This window comes from Pediococcus sp. EKM201D (assembly GCF_011800215.1).
Classification (GTDB): Bacteria; Bacillota; Bacilli; order Lactobacillales; family Lactobacillaceae; genus Pediococcus; species Pediococcus pentosaceus.
The window spans coordinates 210816-229988 of the sequence record NZ_JAALFK010000003.1; the positions used below are offsets into that span (position 1 = coordinate 210816).

The 19173-nt window shown below is 37.8% G+C and carries 18 protein-coding genes and 1 other annotated feature; of the genes, 2 read left to right on the forward strand and 16 right to left on the reverse strand.

Annotation, left to right across the window (positions count from 1 at the left end):
- Nucleotides 1-33: 33 nt before the first annotated feature.
- Nucleotides 34-1344, reverse strand: coding sequence for a nucleobase:cation symporter-2 family protein (locus tag HFC68_RS06065; RefSeq protein ID WP_011673671.1), 1311 nt, complete (start codon nt 1342-1344; stop codon nt 34-36).
- 180 nt (nt 1345-1524) lie between these two features.
- On the opposite strand from HFC68_RS06065, the gene HFC68_RS06070 reads away from it, so the two are divergent.
- The gene (locus HFC68_RS06070) at nt 1525-2931 is read left to right on the forward strand and encodes a C69 family dipeptidase (RefSeq protein ID WP_160211268.1); all 1407 of its coding nucleotides are present in this window, start codon (nt 1525-1527) and stop codon (nt 2929-2931) included.
- 99 nt (nt 2932-3030) lie between these two features.
- Here the strand turns inward: HFC68_RS06070 and HFC68_RS06075 are convergent, their stop codons facing one another.
- The 13 genes from HFC68_RS06075 to HFC68_RS06135 form a co-directional block, all read right to left on the reverse strand.
- A complete protein-coding gene (locus HFC68_RS06075; protein WP_011673673.1) occupies nt 3031-3384 on the reverse strand; it encodes a hypothetical protein in 354 nt (117 codons plus the stop codon).
- A gap of 553 nt (nt 3385-3937) precedes the next feature.
- The gene (gene purD, locus HFC68_RS06080) at nt 3938-5197 is read right to left on the reverse strand and encodes a phosphoribosylamine--glycine ligase (RefSeq protein ID WP_011673674.1); all 1260 of its coding nucleotides are present in this window, start codon (nt 5195-5197) and stop codon (nt 3938-3940) included.
- Nucleotides 5198-5210: 13 nt separating this feature from the next.
- A complete protein-coding gene (gene purH / locus HFC68_RS06085) occupies nt 5211-6746 on the reverse strand; it encodes a bifunctional phosphoribosylaminoimidazolecarboxamide formyltransferase/IMP cyclohydrolase (protein ID WP_011673675.1) in 1536 nt (511 codons plus the stop codon).
- Between the two features lie 14 nt (nt 6747-6760).
- Entirely contained in the window at nt 6761-7342 is a 582-nt protein-coding gene (purN, locus tag HFC68_RS06090) for a phosphoribosylglycinamide formyltransferase (RefSeq protein WP_011673676.1), read from the reverse strand.
- Complete coding sequence (purM, locus tag HFC68_RS06095; protein ID WP_011673677.1) at nt 7339-8388, reverse strand: phosphoribosylformylglycinamidine cyclo-ligase; 1050 nt, start codon at nt 8386-8388, stop codon at nt 7339-7341. Before purM ends, purN begins: the two co-directional genes overlap by 4 nt.
- Nucleotides 8388-9857, reverse strand: a complete 1470-nt coding sequence (purF, locus tag HFC68_RS06100) for an amidophosphoribosyltransferase (protein WP_011673678.1) — start codon at nt 9855-9857, stop codon at nt 8388-8390. Before purF ends, purM begins: the two co-directional genes overlap by 1 nt.
- Nucleotides 9842-12049 (reverse strand): phosphoribosylformylglycinamidine synthase subunit PurL, encoded by a 2208-nt coding sequence (purL, locus tag HFC68_RS06105; protein WP_041526973.1) that lies wholly within the window; start codon nt 12047-12049, stop codon nt 9842-9844. The genes purF and purL overlap by 16 nt, the downstream gene beginning before the upstream one ends.
- A 17-nt stretch (nt 12050-12066) precedes the next feature.
- Nucleotides 12067-12741 carry a phosphoribosylformylglycinamidine synthase subunit PurQ gene (purQ, locus tag HFC68_RS06110; protein ID WP_011673680.1) on the reverse strand — a complete coding sequence of 225 codons (675 nt, stop codon included), beginning with the start codon at nt 12739-12741 and terminating at the stop codon, nt 12067-12069.
- A gap of 2 nt (nt 12742-12743) precedes the next feature.
- Nucleotides 12744-12998, reverse strand: a complete 255-nt coding sequence (gene purS / locus HFC68_RS06115) for a phosphoribosylformylglycinamidine synthase subunit PurS (RefSeq protein ID WP_011673681.1) — start codon at nt 12996-12998, stop codon at nt 12744-12746.
- On the reverse strand, nt 12991-13719 hold the full coding sequence (purC, locus tag HFC68_RS06120) for a phosphoribosylaminoimidazolesuccinocarboxamide synthase (RefSeq protein ID WP_011673682.1): 729 nt from the start codon (nt 13717-13719) through the stop codon (nt 12991-12993). Before purC ends, purS begins: the two co-directional genes overlap by 8 nt.
- The gene (gene purK / locus HFC68_RS06125; protein ID WP_011673683.1) at nt 13719-14858 is read right to left on the reverse strand and encodes a 5-(carboxyamino)imidazole ribonucleotide synthase; all 1140 of its coding nucleotides are present in this window, start codon (nt 14856-14858) and stop codon (nt 13719-13721) included. Before purK ends, purC begins: the two co-directional genes overlap by 1 nt.
- Nucleotides 14842-15324, reverse strand: coding sequence for a 5-(carboxyamino)imidazole ribonucleotide mutase (gene purE / locus HFC68_RS06130; RefSeq protein WP_011673684.1), 483 nt, complete (start codon nt 15322-15324; stop codon nt 14842-14844). Before purE ends, purK begins: the two co-directional genes overlap by 17 nt.
- Nucleotides 15325-15542: 218 nt before the next feature.
- A complete protein-coding gene (locus HFC68_RS06135; RefSeq protein WP_011673685.1) occupies nt 15543-16040 on the reverse strand; it encodes a cysteine hydrolase family protein in 498 nt (165 codons plus the stop codon).
- A gap of 111 nt (nt 16041-16151) precedes the next feature.
- Nucleotides 16152-16401: a binding site (T-box leader), on the forward strand.
- Nucleotides 16402-16461: 60 nt separating this feature from the next.
- On the opposite strand from HFC68_RS06135, the gene asnA reads away from it, so the two are divergent.
- A complete protein-coding gene (gene asnA / locus HFC68_RS06140; protein ID WP_011673686.1) occupies nt 16462-17469 on the forward strand; it encodes an aspartate--ammonia ligase in 1008 nt (335 codons plus the stop codon).
- Between the two features lie 76 nt (nt 17470-17545).
- Here asnA and HFC68_RS06145 read toward each other — a convergent pair whose 3' ends face one another.
- Nucleotides 17546-18172, reverse strand: a complete 627-nt coding sequence (locus HFC68_RS06145; protein WP_002833282.1) for a redox-sensing transcriptional repressor Rex — start codon at nt 18170-18172, stop codon at nt 17546-17548.
- 17 nt (nt 18173-18189) lie between these two features.
- Nucleotides 18190-19167, reverse strand: coding sequence for a serine hydrolase (locus tag HFC68_RS06150; protein WP_056979364.1), 978 nt, complete (start codon nt 19165-19167; stop codon nt 18190-18192).
- Nucleotides 19168-19173: the final 6 nt, after the last annotated feature.

Below are 19173 nucleotides of genomic sequence, written 5' to 3' on the forward strand. Positions count from 1 at the left end.
TCTCTTGTTTTTAATTATATATTTTAAATTAAACTATTCTCCATCAACGGCTTGGTTACCGTTCAATAGAATATTCATAATAATTGCTGTGATACAGCCTACTACCATCCCATTATCTAAAATTGTTTGAACTGAGGTTGGTAAAATGTGGAAGAGCGTTGGTTGAGTAGTTACACCTAAACCAATTCCAATCGATACAGCAATTACCAATAAATTATTAACGGTCATTTTAACGTTAGCTAGCATTTTAATTCCTTGGGCACCTACCATCCCAAACATTACTAACATTGCTCCACCTAATACAGATGTCGGGATTAATGTAGCAATCGCGCTAAACTTAGGAATCAATCCTAAAATCAAAAGCATTCCAGCAGAGAAATAAATTGGTTTTAATTTCTTAATTCCAGATAATTGCACAATTCCCACATTCTGTGAAAAAGTTGAATATGGGAAGGTATTGAATATCCCGCCTAAAATGGCTGCAATTCCTTCTGAACGATATCCTCGTTTTAAATCATCGGCTGTCAGATTCCGTTTGGTAATATCTGCTAAAGCAAAGTAAACTCCCGTTGATTCAATCATACAAGTTACTGCTGCCAAGAGCATGGTTAAAATTGAGGACCATTCAAATTTGGGAGTTGCAAAATAAAAAGGCATTGGAATTTGAATCCAGTGAGCTTGGCTGATTGGTGTAGGATCGATTAATCCCATTACCACTGCTATCACTGAGCCAACGATAATTCCGATCAAAACTGAAATGCGTTTGATGAATCCGTGCGCAAAAACTTGAATTAAAATAATAACTAAAGCTGTTAAAAATCCTAAAATTAAGTTAGAAGAACTTCCAAAGTTTTTATCAGCAACGTTTCCACCACCAATGTTCTGGAAAGCAACGGGGATTAAGGTAAACCCAATTAAAGTAATCAAAGAGCCCGTCACAACGATTGGAAAAAATTTTCTTAAACTAGCAAATAATCCGCTAATTAAAAACACAAAAATTCCGGCTGCAATTACTCCACCATACATATACCCCCAGCCCATTGTATTACCAATGTGCTCCATCGGTGCCAAGTATTCAACTGCTGATCCTAAAACAACTGGTAAAGCAATCCCAGTTAGTGGAGTGCGTTTAACCTGTAAAAAAGTGGCAACTCCACACATGAAAATATCTACTGAGATTAAATAGGTCATCTGTTGCGCATTAAACTTAAGCGCCGCCCCAATTAATAATGGAACCAATATATCCCCGGCATACATTGCCAGTAAATGCTGAAAAGCTAATAAAATCGTCTTTGGTGTTGATAGTTCAACATTTTTGGCACCTTGTTTTTGTATATCTTCCATATTTCCTCCAACTCCACGTAATTATTAAGATAGCTACAACGAACATTTTAGCACATTAACCTTTTCATTAAAACAAAAATACGAACATTATTATTTTTAAAACGTTTTATCGTTCGTTACCAAAAACAATTTAAAAGCGCTATAATAGAAAATAACAAATTTTTAGGAGGTTTTTAATCTATGAATAAGAAAATTAAAGGTTCTTGCACGACCATTTTGGTCGGTAAAGATGCTTCTATTGATGGTTCAACGATTATTTCCCGTAATGATGATGGTCATGAAGCTCTTGATCCTCAACGTTTCGTGGTCGTTAACCCCGAGGAACAACCACGTGATTACCAAGCCGTTATCAGTGGTGTTAAAATCAAGCTTCCTGATCAGCCTTTGAGTTACACATCAATGCCAAATTCCATTTTAACTAACGGAATCTGGCCCGCAGCGGGGATTAATAGTGAAAATATTGCCATGTCTGCAACCGAGACAATCACTACTAATTCACGCGTCTTAGGTATGGACCCCTTCGTAGAGAATGGAATTGGTGAAGAAGACATTGTTACTCTCGTCCTTCCATATATTCACAGCGCACGTGAAGGTGTTAAACGCTTAGGCGCTCTTTTAGAAAAGTTTGGAACATATGAACCTAATGGTATCGCTTTTTCTGATAACGAAGAAGTTTGGTGGTTGGAGACGATTGGTGGCCATCATTGGGCTGCCGTTCGTATACCAGATGACGCCTACGTTGTGGCACCTAACCGTATGAATATTGATCAATTTGATTTTGAATCTGATGACACGCTATGCTCAGTTGATTTAAAAGATTTAATTGATGAATATCACTTAAATCCTGATTTTGACGGTTATAATTTCCGTCATATCTTTGGTAGTGCTTCTATTAAAGATACTGTTTACAATAATCCCCGTACTTGGTATGGCCAAAAATACTTCAACCCTGAGATTGAAAATGATCCCATGGAGCAAGATTTACCTTTTATCTGTCATGCTAACAAAAAGATCTCTATTGAAGACGTTAAGTTTGTTTTGAGCTCCCACTTTGAAAATACGGAATTTGATCCATATGGTAACGGTACTGAGGACCAAAAGACCCTCTTTCGTCCAATCGGTATCAATCGGAATCATAATGTCCACATCCTTCAAATCCGAAACCATGTTCCAGCAGAAATTGCCGGCATTCACTGGCTTGCATACGGAGCCAACACGTTCAACACGGTAGTTCCTTTTTACGCTCATGTCACCGACACACCAGCTGTCTATAAGAATGCAACTGGTACATTTGATATGAACAACATGTATTGGCTGAGCTGTACTACCGCTCTTTTAGGTGATACAGATTACGACTTATACGTTGATCTTCGGAACACCTTCGAACTTGAAACCACTGGTATTTATCGTCGAATTCAAAATGAAACTGATCGGGCAATCAAGCACCAAACTAACCCAACTCAATTTCTTGAACAAGCTAATGAACAACTAGCTACAGAATCCTTTACCCGTCAAACTAAATTACTTGGTGACATGGTAACATTAGGATCAGCTCACATGAAATTACGCTATAACTTAAATGATTAAAATAAAAAAACGATTTTAAGTAACTATGATATCTTCCGAATTGAGACAAAAATTCTAAGATAACAGTTAATGTCCTCATCGACACTTAAAATCGTTTTTTTATTTTTTATATTTTTCAATAATTTTTAAAAAGTCTCCATGATGATGTTTATTTCCCAGATGGCGAGTAGCTACTTTTAGAACATGTTTTTTATTTTTAGTATCCACAATTATGAGCTTATCCGATAGAATGCTCTTTTTTAAGGCAATACTTTTAATTTTTTGATTATCGAAGGGGATAATTTCCCCGGTTAGATTTCCTTGCTGAGCAACAGGTAACAGGGTAACCCCCCGATCACTCAACGCAATCCAATATCCCCTTTCACCTTTGGTACCATAGACAATCCATTCGTTAGTGCTATCTAAGTTATTACCCTTTAATAATTTTTTGATTTCATCATGTTGAACAACCATTTTTATAACTTCTCCCAAAACATTAAATTTATTTCTTCTTTTTTAAAAGCTGAATATTACTGGGTACTCTAAGTTCATACATTATTTGGATATCTTACATTAAAAATATTTAGATAACATACTACTCACAAAACGGACAAGTTAATTAACTCATCCGTCGTAATTTCACTATCAAAATTTCCATTAAACCAATAAATGATGTATCGATTAAATTTCATAAAAGAAGTATACAAACCACATTTCTTAAGTTAGTGCTCATTAAAATCATGACTAAACCGATTACTTAAAATGTTCATCAAATAATCTTGCTTTACTCTGTCATTGTCCTAATCTCTCAAACCCTGTTCAGTTTGTTTGGGAAATCACTCAATGACAAGTAAAAATTATCTCGTTACTTCTTTACTATATCTATACCACACTTACGATTAATTATAGCACTTACTTAAAACGTTTTACACTTTATATAGTATTAAATGTTACTAATTTTTTAGTTAAAAAAACCATGGAATCGAATTATTTTAAGTCGCCGTCATCGTTCTTCCATGGTTATTTTTTATTTTGCTTTATCTCCAATATCACTTCGATAACGTAAGCCCAGAATTGGATGCTGATTTAACCATCCGTACAATATTGCTTGAGCTTTCGTAATATTGCTCGCTCCAGTGGTCAAACATAGGATTCGTCCCCCATTACTAATTAATTGGCCGTCTCGCTTGCAACTAACGCCCGCATAATTAACTGTAATATTGGATGGAAGGTAATTAAAATCTGCTAGTTCAACTCCCCTTGCCGAAGCTTGCGGATAAGTTTGCGAACTAATTACTACTCCTAAGTAAACCTGGTCTTTTTGCCATTTAACCACTGGCACTTGGTGGTGGAGCAATCCCTGCAACATTTCGTATAAATCACTTTGTAGCTGCGGTAATACTACCACCGTTTCAGGATCACCCAACCGTACATTAAATTCAATCACTTTAGGACCGGAGTCTGTCATTATTAGACCAGCGTATAGAATCCCACAAAAAGCAATATTCTTCTTTTTAAGTGTTCGAATAATAGGACGAATAATTTTTTCCACACCTTCATTAACCAAATCACTTGGAAAATGCTGCAAGGGACTATACGCTCCCATCCCACCTGTATTGGGGCCTTCGTCACCATCATAAGCTGCCTTGTGATCTTGCGATAGAGGCATGGGAATAATTTGTTCGTCTTGAATAAAAGCCATCAAGGAAAATTCCTGTCCTGTTAAAAATTCTTCGATAATAATAGACTTAGTATCAAATTGATGTTCACCCAACATTTTATGAATCGTTGTCGTAGCTTCCTTCTGACTTTTAGCAATAACGACTCCTTTTCCAGCCGCTAAGCCATCCGATTTAATTACCAGTGGATAATCATTTTTCGCTAGCCCTTTGATTGCGGTAGCTTCATCTTGATAGCTAACATAACTAGCCGTGGGGACCCCCGCTTCTTGCATAATCTTTTTAGCAAATTCTTTAGAACTTTCTAGTTTAGCGGCTGCTTGAGTCGGTCCAAAAATCGTTAACCCCGCAGTACTAAAATAATCTACAATTCCTTGCTGTAGAGGTTGTTCTGGTCCGACAACCGTCAAATCAATACCTTGTTTCCGGGCGAACTCAACTAATTTCCCAAAATCTGTGACGCCAATAGGAATAATTTCAATGCCACTTTCCAACATCCCTGGATTTCCGGGTGCACAGTAAACTTTTTCTACTTGATTACTTTTCAATAGCTGACGTCCAAGAACGTGCTCCCTTGCACCATTTCCAACCACAAGTACTTTTGCCATCTGGTACCTCCGCTTAATGTCTAAAGTGACGACGTCCACTAAATATTAATGAAATTCCTAACTCATCCGCCTTATCAATTGAAGCTTGATCTTTGATACTTCCACCAGGTTCAACGATAGCTTTAATTCCATGTTTAGCAGCATATTCAACACAATCTTCCATAGGGAAAAATGCATCCGAAGCCATCACCGCATTTTTAAAATTGGCTGAACCTTCAGCCTGTTTAACCGCAATTTCAACCGAACCAATTCGATTCATTTGGCCTGCACCAATCCCTAAGGTTTGTTGATCAGTTGTAATCACAATTGCATTACTTTTAACGTGTTTAACAACGGTTTGACCAAATACCATTGCCTTAAGTTCACTTTCCGTTGGCTGACGTTTAGAAACCACTTTGAAGTCAGTCGCCGTTTCAACTACCGCATCCTGTTCTTGAACCAAGAGCCCGCCCATTACTGAAACTGTTTCAAGTTCTTTAGCATCCTGATGTTGATTAAAATCGACCGTCATAATCCGTAAGTTCTTTTTTTGAGCTAAAACTGTAAAAGCCTCTTTTTCAAAACTAGGTGCAATAATAATTTCAAGAAAAAGTTTATGCATTTTTTCTGCTGTCGCCAAATCTACTGGTCGATTTAAGACGATAATCCCACCAAAAATTGACATCGAGTCTGCTTCATAAGCGCGGTCCCAAGCTTCTTCAATATTTTGACCTAATCCAATCCCACATGGATTCATATGCTTAACCGCAACCACGGCTGGTTGATTAAATTCGGCGCTCATTTTTAAAGCGGCATCAGCATCCTTGATGTTATTGTATGACAATTCTTTGCCGTGCAATTGTTGAGCTTGAGCAATCGAAAATGGTACAGGTAGCGCATCTTCATAAAAGGCTGCTTTTTGATGACTATTTTCGCCATAACGCATTACTTGTTTTTTAGTATAAGTCTTGGTAAGTTCATCTGGAAAAATTTCACCGTTTTGTCCAAGATATTGAGCAATCAAAGTGTCATAAGCAGCAGTATGCTGAAAGACCTTCAAAGCTAACGCTCGCCGAAATTTAACATTGTCCGTCTGATGGGCTAGTGCAGCTAAAACTGGTTGATAATCTTTAGGATCAACTACGGGTAAAACTGATGCAAAATTTTTAGCCGCTGAGCGTAACATACTAGGACCGCCAATATCAATTTGTTCAATTGCTTCTGCTTCCGTCACTCCATTTTGCATAATAGTCGATTTAAACGGATAAAGATTAACACAAACTAGATCAATCAAATCAATATTATGTTCTTTGAGGGCTGCCAAATGTTCCGGTAAGTCACGGCGCGCTAACAATCCTCCGTGAATGGCAGGATGTAGCGTCTTAACTCGTCCGTCCAACATTTCTGGAAAATTAGTAATAGCTTCAACACTAACAATAGATAATCCAGCTTCTTCCAAAACTTTTTTAGTTCCACCCGTTGATATGATTCTAAAATCTGCCTTAACTAAACCTCTAGCAAATTCAACGATTCCAGTTTTATCTGACACACTCAGTAATGCAGTTTTCATGGCTTAATCTCTCCTTAGTTAATCAACTTTCTCTGTTTTAATACTTGGCAGATGCTTCTAAAATATAAATCATGTTCAACTTGATGGATACGTTGAGCTAAATGCTCTACATCATCCCCTTGTAAAACCGGTACAGGTTGCTGAGCAATAATCGGGCCAGTATCAATCCCTCCGTCAATCCAGTGAATCGTTACTCCCGTAATTTTTACTCCATATTCAAACGCATCCTCAATTCCATGGCGCCCCGGAAACGATGGTAACAGCGCTGGATGGATATTAAGAATGGCATGTGGATAAGCCTCTAACAAAACTTTGGTAACAATCTTCATGTACCCAGCTAAAATGATTAATGCTAAATTATATTTTTTTAGCTCACGTAAAATCGCCTTTTCATAGCTCACTTTATCTTCAAATTCTCTCAAACGGTGGGTCCAGACTGGAATTCCTAACTCATCAGCTTTAGTAACAACCGGCGCATTGGGTTGGTCACAAATTAAGCATGCAATTTTAATGGGAACTTTTGTTTCTCGAATATGTTGGTATAATGCCATAAAATTAGTCCCTGTTCCTGATGCAAAAACTGCAATATTAATCATCTGCTCCCTCCTGAAAGGTAAACCGCTGGTGCATCTTTCTCCCGTTTTTTTACTTTACCAATCTTAAAATATGTTTCTTTCTGTTGTTCAAGTTCTGCTACCACTCTGGCATAATTGTCGGGGCTAACAGCTAGTACCATCCCAATCCCCATGTTAAAAGTTTCATAACAGTCTGTCTGGGATAGCTTTCCAAGTTCCGCTAGGATTTTAAAAATTGTCGGCTTTTCCCAACTATCCAACTTAAATTCAGCCTGTTGCTGATCTTGTAACATTCGCGGAACGTTATCTAATAATCCTCCACCGGTAATGTGAGCGATTCCGTTGACCAATTTTTGTTTTAAAAGAGGCCGAATTACGTTGACGTAAAGACGGGTGGGTTGCATCAATTCTTCAATCAAACTACCATTTAATCCTGCCAACTGATCATCAAATTGGAAATCATGATCTTCAAATAAAATTTTACGAACTAACGAATAACCATTACTATGTAATCCACTGGAGGGAAGGCCAATTAAATAATCTCCATTGTGGACATTTTTTGCTTGGAGTAAATTACGTTTAGCAGTTAGTCCCACAGCAAAACCCGCTAAATCAAAATGATGCTTCTGATAAATTCCAGGCATTTCAGCTGTCTCTCCGCCTAACAGGGTGATTGACTGAGCTTGGCAGGCTTTTAAAATTCCGTTTAAAATCTTTTGAACCTGATTTTTCTCTAAATGTGATAGTGCTAAATAATCTAAAAAGAATAATGGCAACGCCCCTTGCGCCAATAAGTCATTTACACACATGGCAACCAAATCTTGCCCAATCGTTTCAACTTGACCTGACTGGGCCGCTAAAAGCACTTTGGTTCCCACTCCATCACTTCCCGCTACTAAAACCGGCTGATCCAATTGATCTTTTGATAACTGGTAACATCCAGCAAAACTGCCAAGTCCGCCTAGAACATGAGGGTCTGGAGCACCTAATTTTTGCTTTAGATCAGCTACAAGTTCTTCACCAGCTGTAATATTCACACCTGCTTTTTCATAAGCACTTTCTACCATTATTTTTCCTCCACTTGGGCCATTGCTGATAATGTAAAGTCGTTAGCTGTTTTAGGGATCTCAAAATCTTTTTCATAATCATAAAGGGGGGTGGGATATTTACCATCAAAATACGCTACACATAAGCCATCATTAGGGGCATCTTGATGTAAACCAATCGCCTCAATTAAACCTGGCAGGCTCAAAAAATGCAGTGAATCTGCTCCAATTTTCTGACACATCTCACTTACCGTATAATTAGCAGCCATCAATTCACGTGTATGTTCAATATCAATTCCATAAAAACATGGATATTTAAGTGGTGGAGAACTTATCATCAAATGCACCGACTTAGCTCCTGCATTTTTTAACATTTTCACAATATACTGACTGGTGGTACCCCGCACGATTGAATCGTCAACTAATGCCACATCTTTCCCCGCAATTACTGCTTTTAATGCAGATAATTTCATCTTCACTCCCTGTTCACGTAGTGCTTGGGTCGGTTGAATAAAAGTCCTACTACTATATTGATTTTTAATTAATCCCATTTCATTGGGAACGCCTAGTTGTTCGGCCACTCCAGATGCTGCTGATAACGAAGAGTTCGGCACCCCCACCACCATATCGACCTTAATGGGGTTTTCTTTTGCCAATCGTTGACCCATCCGTTGACGAGCGAGATGAACATTAACGCCATAAAGATTTGAATCGGGTCGCGCAAAATAAATGTATTCCATCGAACAAATTGATAACTGGGTTTTAGTAGTAAAATTACTAATTTGGAGCCCATGATGATCAATTTGAACTAACTGTCCCGGTTCAACATTTCGAACCAAGGTTGCTCCGACCGCATCTAAAGCACAGGTTTCACTAGCAACAACATACGAACCGTTAGCTAATTTTCCAATTACTAAGGGCCGAAAACCATTCGGATCAAGGGCCGCGTACAGTGCATCTTTGGTAAGGATTAAGTAAGCAAATCCACCTTGAATTTGTTTTAAACTCGCTTTTAATTTTTCAATAAAAGTTGGACCTTTTTGATGCTGAATTAAATGCATTAGTACTTCCGTATCAGAATTAGATTGAAAAGTAGCACCACTTTTTTCTAATTCGCGTCGTAAACTAACTGCATTGGTTAAATTACCATTATGGGCCATCGCCACATCCCCCTGTAAGTAGTGGAAAAGTAACGGTTGGATATTTTCAATTCCTCGGTTTCCAGCTGTTCCATAGCGCACATGACCAATCGCACTCGGCCCAATTAGCTGTGCCAAATCATCGGGACATCTAAATACATCTGCCAAAAGCCCCTTTCCTTTATGAATTTTCAACTGTCCTTCTTGATTACGAACGACAATACCAGCACCTTCTTGGCCTCGATGTTGTAAGCTGTGAAGTCCGAAGTAGGTCCGTTGGGCAGCTTCTGAATCATTCCAAATACCAAAAACACCGCATTCTTCGTTTAGACCCTTTAATTCAGCTGCCATGCTAGGGCTCCCTTCCAACTCTCCTTAGTATTTTTCAAATCAACATCAATTACATCATCCATCGTTGCAATTTTGATCCGCTTACCGCCAACTTGGCCGATTAAAGTTGCTCTGTTTGCCACTTGTGCTTCAAAAATCTTTTGTTTATCTGGAGCAATCGTCACAATAAAGCGGGCCTGATTTTCGGCAAATAGTTCTGTAGCTGTTAAATTAGTCTTGACGTCACATCCTAACTCACTAGCGAACACGCATTCAGCTAAACCAACGGCTAAGCCACCTTCGGCTAAGTCATGCGCACTATTCAAAAGTTCCGCGTGAATTAACTGAGTCAACAATTCTTGTTGCTCCTGTTCATAGCGTAAATCGAAATTAAATAATGGACCTTCAACATGTCCGAGTTGCATTTTTTGTAATTCACTACCATTAAGTTCTGCTGTTGTTTCTCCCAAAATATAAATTAAATCACCAGATTTTTTAAAATCTATGGTTGTTATCCAAGCTGGATTTTCAATTAAACCAACCATTCCAACCATTGGTGTTGGATAAATGGGTTGTTGGTTGGATTCATTATAAAGTGAGACATTACCTGAAATGACGGGTGTATCAAATAATTTACAAGCCTCCGTCATCCCTTTAGTAGCCTGTTCTAATTCATAGAAACTTTCTGGGTCTTCGGGGCTACCAAAGTTCAAACAGTCGGTAATTGCCAATGGTATTCCACCTGTAGCAACTATGTTTCGAGCGGCCTCACTGACCGCGATTTGTCCACCATAATAGGGATCTAAATACAAATAACGCGGATTAGCATCGGTCGTCATCGCCAAAGTTTTCTGAGTTCCTCGAATACGAACCACTGCCGCATCACTTTGTGTCGTTGAAATTGTATTAGTTTGAACTTGAGAGTCATACCGTTCAAAAATAGCACCTTTATGCGCAATTGTGGGTTGTTGCAACATCGCTTGGAAGGTTTTAGTTAAATTTTCAATTTTAGGTTGATACTGTTGCTTTTTAGTTTCACTGATATGCTGAGGTTTCTGACTTGGTTGATGGTAAACTGGGGCTTCATCCACCAAAGCATGCACTGGTACATCAGCAACTTGAACGCCCTTAAAGGTTAATTGATAGCGGTCACCTGCAGTAACTTCACCAATTTTTACTGCTTCGCTCTCGTATTTAGCAAATAGTGCTTCAACTGCGGGTTCAAATCCTTGTTTGACACAGAGCAGCATCCGTTCCTGAGATTCAGATAGCATTAATTCATAAGGGATCATTTCTTCTTCACGTTGTGGAACTAAATCCAAATTCAAATGCATTCCATATCCAGCTTTAGCAGCCATTTCTGCAGATGATGAAATCAACCCCGCTGCTCCCATATCTTGAATTCCCACTAGATATTCGGAATGGTTATGAATCAGTTCTAGACACGCTTCCATTAGTTGTTTTTCAGCAAAAGGATCTCCAACCTGGACGGCTGAACGTTGCGTTTCTTGTTCGTCACTAAATTTGGTTGAAGCAAAAATGGCTCCTTGAATTCCATCACGTCCCGTTTTAGCCCCCACGTAGTAAATGGCATTACCTACACCAGCAGCCGCTCCTTTTTGTTGGTCGTTGATATCCAATAACCCCACACACATTGCGTTCATGACTGGATTGTTTTGATAAATTGTATCGAAGGTCGTTTCCCCTCCTACTGTAGGTATTCCCATACAATTACCGTAATCGCCGATTCCAGCTATTGTCTGGTCAACAAGATACTTAGTATGGGCATCATTCAATTCACCGAAATGTAAACTGTCCATTAATGCAATCGGACGCGCTCCCATGGAAAAAATATCACGAATAATTCCTCCAACTCCAGTAGCCGCTCCTTGATAAGGCTCGACTGCCGTAGGGTGATTATGACTTTCTGCTTTAAAGACCACCGCTTGATTGTTACCAATATCAACAATTCCAGCTCCTTCCCCGGGCCCTTGTAAAATCTGTGAACCCGTTGTTGGAAATTGTTTTAAGAGGGGTTTAGAATTTTTATATGCACAATGCTCACTCCACATCGCAGCGAACAAACCCGTTTCTGTAAAATTAGGTAGGCGCCCTAAAGCATCATTGATTTTCTGATATTCGTCTTCGCTTATCCCCCATTGCAAATACAATTTTTGATCTCGAATTTCGGTAGGTGTTAATTCCTTCATCATTGCGAAAACTCCTTTAATTAAACATTTTGCGTCATGCTTTCAATTAAACTTTGGAACAGCATTTTGCCATCTTCGCCACCTAGGACGGCTTCACTAGCGCGTTCAGGATGGGGCATCATCCCTAGCACATTGCCTTTCTGATTGATAATTCCCGCAATATCGTCTGTACTTCCGTTGGGATTATTTTGATAACGTAAAACAATTTGATGATGATCCTTTAAGTCTTGTAAAGTAGCCGAATCACAATAATAGTTACCTTCACCATGGGCAATGGGAAACATTACGGTCTGTTTTAAATCAAAACGTTTGGTAAAGATAGTCTGATTATTTTCAACCACTAATTTTTGTGGTTTACAAATAAAATTCAAACTATCATTCGATCGCAAGGCCCCCGGAAGCAGCCCGGCTTCGGTTAAAATTTGAAATCCGTTACAAATTCCAATTACTGGGTTTCCCGCATAGGCAAATTTTTTTACAGCATCCATGATGGGAGAAAAACGTGCGATTGCGCCGCTTCGTAAGTAGTCACCATATGAAAAACCGCCTGGAATTAAGACTGCAACTGTATCTTGCGGTAAGGATTTTTCGCGATAGTCCACAAATTGAGGCTCAACGTTCATAACGTCGCGCAAAACATAGTACATATCCCAATCACAATTAGACCCTGGAAAACGAATAATGCTGTAAATCATTGCTAGTCCTCCTCAATCCTGCTAATCTCAAATCGATAAGTTTCCATGTTAATGTTTGCTAGTAGCTCATCACTCATTTTTCTAACTTGCTCTTCAATATTTTGACCATGATCTTCAATTTTTATTTCAAAATATTTTCCGACAGTTACAGCTTTAACATTTTCGTAGTTTAATCGATGTAACGCTGTTTTAATTGCTTCTCCTTGGGGATCTAAGATCGATTCTTTGTAAGTAACGTAAATTTTGGCGTTATCCATGAACTTCCTCCTGTGAATTATTCAAGCGATTTAAAACTTCCTGATAGACGGTCACTAAATCTCCAGTTTTTTTACGAAAAACATCTTTATCAAGTGATTCTTTAGTTGTTAAATCAACCAAGCGACATGAGTCTGGTGATATTTCATCTGCTAATACAATTTCGTCATCTGCGGTTTTACCAAATTCAACCTTAAAATCAACCAGTTGCAAATGGGCTTTAGCAAAGCGTTCTTTTAAAATTTGATTAATTTCTAACGCCATCTTTTCCAATCGTTGACTCTCTTCTAAGTCAATGATTTTCAACGCAATTGCTTTATTAGTATTAATAAATGGGTCATCTAATTCATCAGATTTATAAAAAAATTCCACAACAGGCTGGTCAAATGCTTGTAGATACGAAACATCAAACTTACGTTGGAAACTGCCTGATGCCGCGTTACGCACGACTACCTCTAGTGGAATAATTTTTACTTTACGATTCAATTGTTCGTTGTTTGAAAGTTTTTGGACAAAGTCCGTGTGAATCCCTTTTGCAACTAATTGCTCGAATAAAATACAATCGATTTGGTTATTCAATTCACCTTTACCAGCAATGTGATCTTTACGTTTTCCATTTAGGGCAGTTGCTTGATCCATATATTCAACCCACACCAAATCCTTTTCATCTGTATTGTAAAGTCTTTTTGCTTTGCCTTCTTTAATCAACGTGGTCTTCTTCATTATTTTATCTCCCAAATGTTTTCTGATTTAATTGAATCTAAGCTTTTTTGAATATCACCTAATATTGTGATGTGTCCCATTTTTCGATTCACTCGACTTTCGACTTTCCCATAGTCATGAAAATGCCAATCGGGTCTTTGAACTAACTTCTGACGAGCAGCTTCAAGGTGCTGCCCGAGAAGATTTACCATCACCGCTGGTGTAGTTTGTGTGACTTTTGGTAAAGCCAATCCACAAATACTCCGAATGTGGGCTTCGAACTGCGAAATATTACATGCTTCGATGGAATAATGTCCCGAATTATGTGGCCTTGGTGCCATTTCATTAACCAATAATTGGCCATTTTCTAGCATAAAAAATTCGATTCCTAAAACGCCCCTTAGTTCTAATTTCTGAGCAATTTTTTGAGCAATTTTTCGAGCATTATCTTGTACGTTTTGAGAAACCCGGGCTGGTACAATGCTTTGATGTAGAATGTGGTGCTGATGTTCATTCTCGGCTACTGGAAAACATTGGACGATTCCTTCGCGGCTGCGCGTTACCATGACAGATAATTCTTTAGTAAAATTTTGACGTTGTTCCAATATACATGGAGCTTGGGCTACTAAACGTTGTCCAGCAAGTAAATCCGCTTCGGAATTAATATCTTGTTGTCCATGTCCGTCGTAACCTCCTTCACTAGTTTTCAAAATGCTTGGATAACCTAATTTAGCAATTGCCATTTCTAAATCAGTAGGCTTTTCAACAACTTGATAGGAGGTAACCGGAATTCCATGACTACTCAAAAAATTTTTTTCTCGGATTCGGTCTCCAGTAATAGCTAGTAAGTTGGTTCCCTGCGGAATGGTTACCAATTCTTGTGCTACTTTCAAACTAGCTAAATCAACATTCTCAAATTCATAAGTTAAAACATCGCTCTGCTCCGCCATTTGCATTAAGGCGTGATGGTCAGTATATTCGGCTACAATCTGAAAATCACAAACTTGGCTGGTTGGGCAATCTCGCGTAGGATCTAGAACCCCCACCTTATATCCCATAGCTTTAGCCGCTAACGCCATCATTTGACCTAACTGTCCACCACCAATAATCCCAATTGTTGCCGGTGGTAAAATAATCCCTTTTTCAGAATTGCTTTTCACTCTCAATAGCCTCCTGAGTCTGTTTTTGACGGAATTCAATTAATTTTTCAGCAACTTTTTTATCGGTTAACGCTAAAATTTCAGCTGCTAATAAAGCGGCATTTTTAGCACCTGCACTCCCAATAGCCGTAGTCGCAACGGGGACTCCACTAGGCATTTGGACAATTGATAGTAATGAATCCATTCCGTGTAATGCATGACTTTCAATAGGAACCCCAATTACAGGTGAAATTGTGTTGGCTGCTAACATTCCCGGTAAATGAGCTGCTCCGCCAGCTCCTGCAATCAGCACGGCATATCCATTTTCTTGTGCTTGTTCACCAAACTTCTGTAATACTTTCGGCATCCGATGTGCTGAAATAATATGACGATCATAATCGACTTCAAATTCATCAAGTATATCTGTGGCCAGTTTCATGGTTGACCAATCAGAAATTGAACCCATAACTACTGCGACTTTTCTCATGACAATTCCCTTCCAAATTTAAATGCTGTATCAAATTTCAAGTTCAGTGTAACAAGTAAAATTAGTTTTATCAAGATATTTTACGAACTTTTTATTTTATTTTTTAATAAAAAGTTCGTTTTTGAAAAATAAACAGTTCGATACGTTAATTAAAAGCTCGGAAATTAATAAAAAAAAGCCTTAATGCAGTATTTAGCTACATCAAAGCTTTTTGGAAATTAATATAGTTTTAAAAAGCGATCTTTCCAAATATCTTCATAAAAATCGATTGTATCCTTAGCAGTCATAAATTCATTATCATAAGTTGTTGTACCATTTTTCTGCATTTGTAAGTTATAGCCTAGTCCATGCGCCATTTTAACTGTACTATCAATACAATATTGCGTTTGAGCCCCACAAATCTCGATTGAATGAATGTTTTTGCTTTTTAAAATTTTTTCTAAATTAGTGAGATAAAAAGAGTTAGCATGGGTTTTATCTACATAAATGTCTGTTATTTTGTTATTTATTTCAGGAAGAATTTTCCAATTAGTAGAGCCACACACTAATCCAACCTCGTTGTGCTGAATAAAAATAATCTCTTTTTCCTTTTTTCGATAACACTGAATTAATTGGTTTACTTGTAAAATTAATTTTTCTAAATGATCAATATCTGTTCTACCTCTGCATACTCCATTTTGTAAATCAATCACTAACAATGCATCTGAAGTTATCATACTTTCCACCTAGTTTTATTTTTAAAATACGCTTTTTTATTTATCTGTCAACAAATTTATGTTTTACAACTTCAGTTTCTTATGATAATATGATAATCAAATTAAAAATCAATGAAGACAAAAAGAGAGACGAGTAGAATTTATCATTCTGTCAGTGAGTTGGGATAAGTGGGAACCCAATCAGACCCTGATACTTTTGAATAACACTTTCTTAGTTTCTAACTGAAATAGCATAGGCTAAAGTAGGCTTAGACGTGACCGGTACGTTACCAATCGGAGGAGTATGTTTGTACTCTTATTGAGGTGGCTTATTAAATATAGGCAACTTGGGTGGTACCGCGGAAAGTCTTTCGTCCCTTGTCATGGATGAAAGGCTTTTTCTTTTATCCTTAAAATCTAATTTATTAAAGGAGAATCAATTATGGATTTAATTATTCCTGCATCATACGATCCAAAATTATCAGTACGTCAAACCCAAGAGGCCATTCGCTACATCCGCGAAACTTTTCAAGATGAATTTGGAAAAGAACTCAACCTCTCACGTCTCTCTGCACCAATGTTCGTTCCTAGTGCCACTGGGTTAAACGATAATTTAAATGGAGTTGAAACCCCAGTTTCCTTCTCTATGCAAGATATGCCTGAAACCAGCATCGAAATCGTCCACTCTCTAGCTAAATGGAAAAGAGTTGCTTTGAAACGCTTTGATTTCGAGATGCACAGTGGACTTTATACTAATATGAATGCCATTCGTAAAGACGAAGATCTTGATAATATTCATTCCATCTATGTTGATCAATGGGACTGGGAAAAAGTTATCGATCAAAGTGAGCGTAATCTAACTACCCTTAAAGAAACAGTTCAAACAATTTTTAAAGTAATCAAACACATGGAGCACGAAGTTTGGTATAAATATCCTGAAGCCGTCTATCATCTTCCTGATCAAATTCATTTTGTCACTACCCAAGAATTAGAGGATCGTTTTCCGAAATTAACTCCTAAAGAACGCGAGGACGCCATCTGTAAAGAACTGGGTTGCGTTTTCTTAATGCAAATTGGTGGGACGCTAAAAAGTGGTGAACGTCATGATGGACGCGCACCAGATTACGATGATTGGCAATTAAACGGCGATATTTTATTTTGGTATGAACCTCTTCAAAAAGCCCTTGAAATTTCTAGCATGGGAATCAGAGTTAGTGAAGAGTCGATGCTAAAACAACTAAAAATAGCTAACGCAGAGGATCGAATCCATCTCCCTTATCATCAAATGTTGTTGAATCATCAACTGCCCTACACCATTGGCGGTGGAATTGGTCAATCACGTCTTTGCATGTTGCTATTAGGTAAAGCCCATGTTGGTGAAGTTCAAGCTAGTGTCTGGCCTCAATCGATGATTGATCAATGTGAAGAAAATCAAATTCATATTTTATAAACTAAAATAAAAAAGCTATGACTTAATAAGCGACTTATCCGTCGTTTAGAAATTGAGTCATAGCTTTTTGTATTTTTTAATCTTGATCCATTGAGTAAATCAAGGCTTGTAATTCTAGAGATAAATCAACATCATGGATAGTTACATTATAAGGTACATCAATAATTTCAGTGGTGAAATTCATAATTCCTTTGATGCCTGCTTCTACAAGTAAATCGGTAACCCGTTGTGCTTGTGAATTAGGCACTGTTAAAATGGCTACTTCAATCTTCTCATCTCTAACACGTTGCTTGATTTCATTAATATCATAGACCGGAACTTCGCTTTGAATCGTACCTACTACCTCAGGATTAACGTCAAATGCCATTTTAATCCGAGCATTGCCCGTCTTATGAAACTTGAAGTTAATTAACGCATGCCCCAAATTACCTACACCAACAATGGCAACATTAGCAGCTGTATCTTGTTTTAAAACGTCGTTAAATAATTCCAATAAAATCTTCACATCATATCCATATCCACGTCGCCCCATTTGACCAAAATAAGAAAAATCACGACGTACGGTTGCAGCGTCGATTTTTAATAACCGTTCCAAAACGGCTGAAGAGACTTTATCTTCGCCTTTTTCATTTAGTTCACTCAAGCAACGGTAGTATAATGGTAAACGACGAGTTGTTGCCAATGAGATTTTATTATCATCCATTTTTTCTTCCACCTTTTCTACTGAATTACCTTTAATAATCCTGTTAACATTTTGGCATGAACTTGATTATTTTCCACAAAGTTATGAAGAACGACCATACCTTGTTTTTTCTTAACATTAAATGCGATAACCCCAGTTGGACTACTGCCATAAAATACGTCAGCATTGGCGCTAAAACGACTCCAACCAAGTGATTGCCCATCAATGTTGAATTTTTCCATCGTATCAAATAGCTGTGGATCAAGGACTTCTTTTCCTTGATAATTACCACGGTTTAACATCATTTCAACAAATACTGTTAAATCATTCAAGGTTGAAAATAATCCAGTGTAACCACTTTCTCCATTCAACAACAAGCCCAATTGATCTTCAACTTGTCCTTGGATTTGTCCTCGCTTAGCATCTTTTCTAGTTGGTACAAAGCGAGCCTTAGGACGGTTTAAATTAAAACCAGTATTAGTCATTGCTAGTGGATATAAAATGCGATCTTGAACAGCACGATCAATGGAACCGTCTACTGTTCGAATAATAATTCCTAGCACCACAAAGTTAAGTGGTGAAACTTGCATTTTTTCACCAGGTTTAAAATCTAGACCGACAGAATATAGTGCGTTAGTAAATTCGATTCCTGTAAAATGTTTCGATTTATTAACCGTTACTGGTAATCCACTAGTATGGGTTAATAAATGTAGAATCGTAATATCTCGATTTGAAAAACCAGGTAAATATTTAGTGACTGGATCTTTTAAGCCAATTTCTCGAATTGCAAGTAATTGAAAAATTCGAGTTGTGGTTGCAACTACCTCTGTCATTGTACTTAGGTCATAAATCATTGAAGGATCTAATAAAACGGCAGATGGTCCTTCTCCTTGGACACCTTCATAACGATTTTCAATTTCTTTTGGCGTAATCAAGCTATAGGAAGCACCATAAATATTATGATTTTCAATTTCCTTTTTAATAACTTGATGAACTTGATGCATTTGCTCAGTCATATTTAT

Excerpts from the sequence above, each read along its gene's own strand:
- HFC68_RS06135 (WP_011673685.1), bottom strand. The coding sequence starts at position 16,040 with ATGATAACTTCAGATGCATTGTTAGTGATTGATTTACAAAATGGAGTA.
- purH (WP_011673675.1), bottom strand. The coding sequence starts at position 6,746 with ATGAAAACTGCATTACTGAGTGTGTCAGATAAAACTGGAATCGTTGAA.
- purN (WP_011673676.1), bottom strand. The coding sequence starts at position 7,342 with ATGATTAATATTGCAGTTTTTGCATCAGGAACAGGGACTAATTTTATG.
- HFC68_RS06075 (WP_011673673.1), bottom strand. The coding sequence starts at position 3,384 with ATGGTTGTTCAACATGATGAAATCAAAAAATTATTAAAGGGTAATAAC.
- purL (WP_041526973.1), bottom strand. The coding sequence starts at position 12,049 with ATGATGAAGGAATTAACACCTACCGAAATTCGAGATCAAAAATTGTAT.
- HFC68_RS06145 (WP_002833282.1), bottom strand. The coding sequence starts at position 18,172 with ATGGATGATAATAAAATCTCATTGGCAACAACTCGTCGTTTACCATTA.
- purE (WP_011673684.1), bottom strand. The coding sequence starts at position 15,324 with ATGAGAAAAGTCGCAGTAGTTATGGGTTCAATTTCTGATTGGTCAACC.
- HFC68_RS06065 (WP_011673671.1), bottom strand. The coding sequence starts at position 1,344 with ATGGAAGATATACAAAAACAAGGTGCCAAAAATGTTGAACTATCAACA.
- purD (WP_011673674.1), bottom strand. The coding sequence starts at position 5,197 with ATGGCAAAAGTACTTGTGGTTGGAAATGGTGCAAGGGAGCACGTTCTT.
- purM (WP_011673677.1), bottom strand. The coding sequence starts at position 8,388 with ATGGTAGAAAGTGCTTATGAAAAAGCAGGTGTGAATATTACAGCTGGT.
- HFC68_RS06070 (WP_160211268.1), top strand. The coding sequence starts at position 1,525 with ATGAATAAGAAAATTAAAGGTTCTTGCACGACCATTTTGGTCGGTAAA.
- purF (WP_011673678.1), bottom strand. The coding sequence starts at position 9,857 with ATGGCAGCTGAATTAAAGGGTCTAAACGAAGAATGCGGTGTTTTTGGT.
- purS (WP_011673681.1), bottom strand. The coding sequence starts at position 12,998 with ATGGATAACGCCAAAATTTACGTTACTTACAAAGAATCGATCTTAGAT.
- asnA (WP_011673686.1), top strand. The coding sequence starts at position 16,462 with ATGGATTTAATTATTCCTGCATCATACGATCCAAAATTATCAGTACGT.
- HFC68_RS06150 (WP_056979364.1), bottom strand. The coding sequence starts at position 19,167 with ATGACTGAGCAAATGCATCAAGTTCATCAAGTTATTAAAAAGGAAATT.
- purC (WP_011673682.1), bottom strand. The coding sequence starts at position 13,719 with ATGAAGAAGACCACGTTGATTAAAGAAGGCAAAGCAAAAAGACTTTAC.
- purQ (WP_011673680.1), bottom strand. The coding sequence starts at position 12,741 with ATGATTTACAGCATTATTCGTTTTCCAGGGTCTAATTGTGATTGGGAT.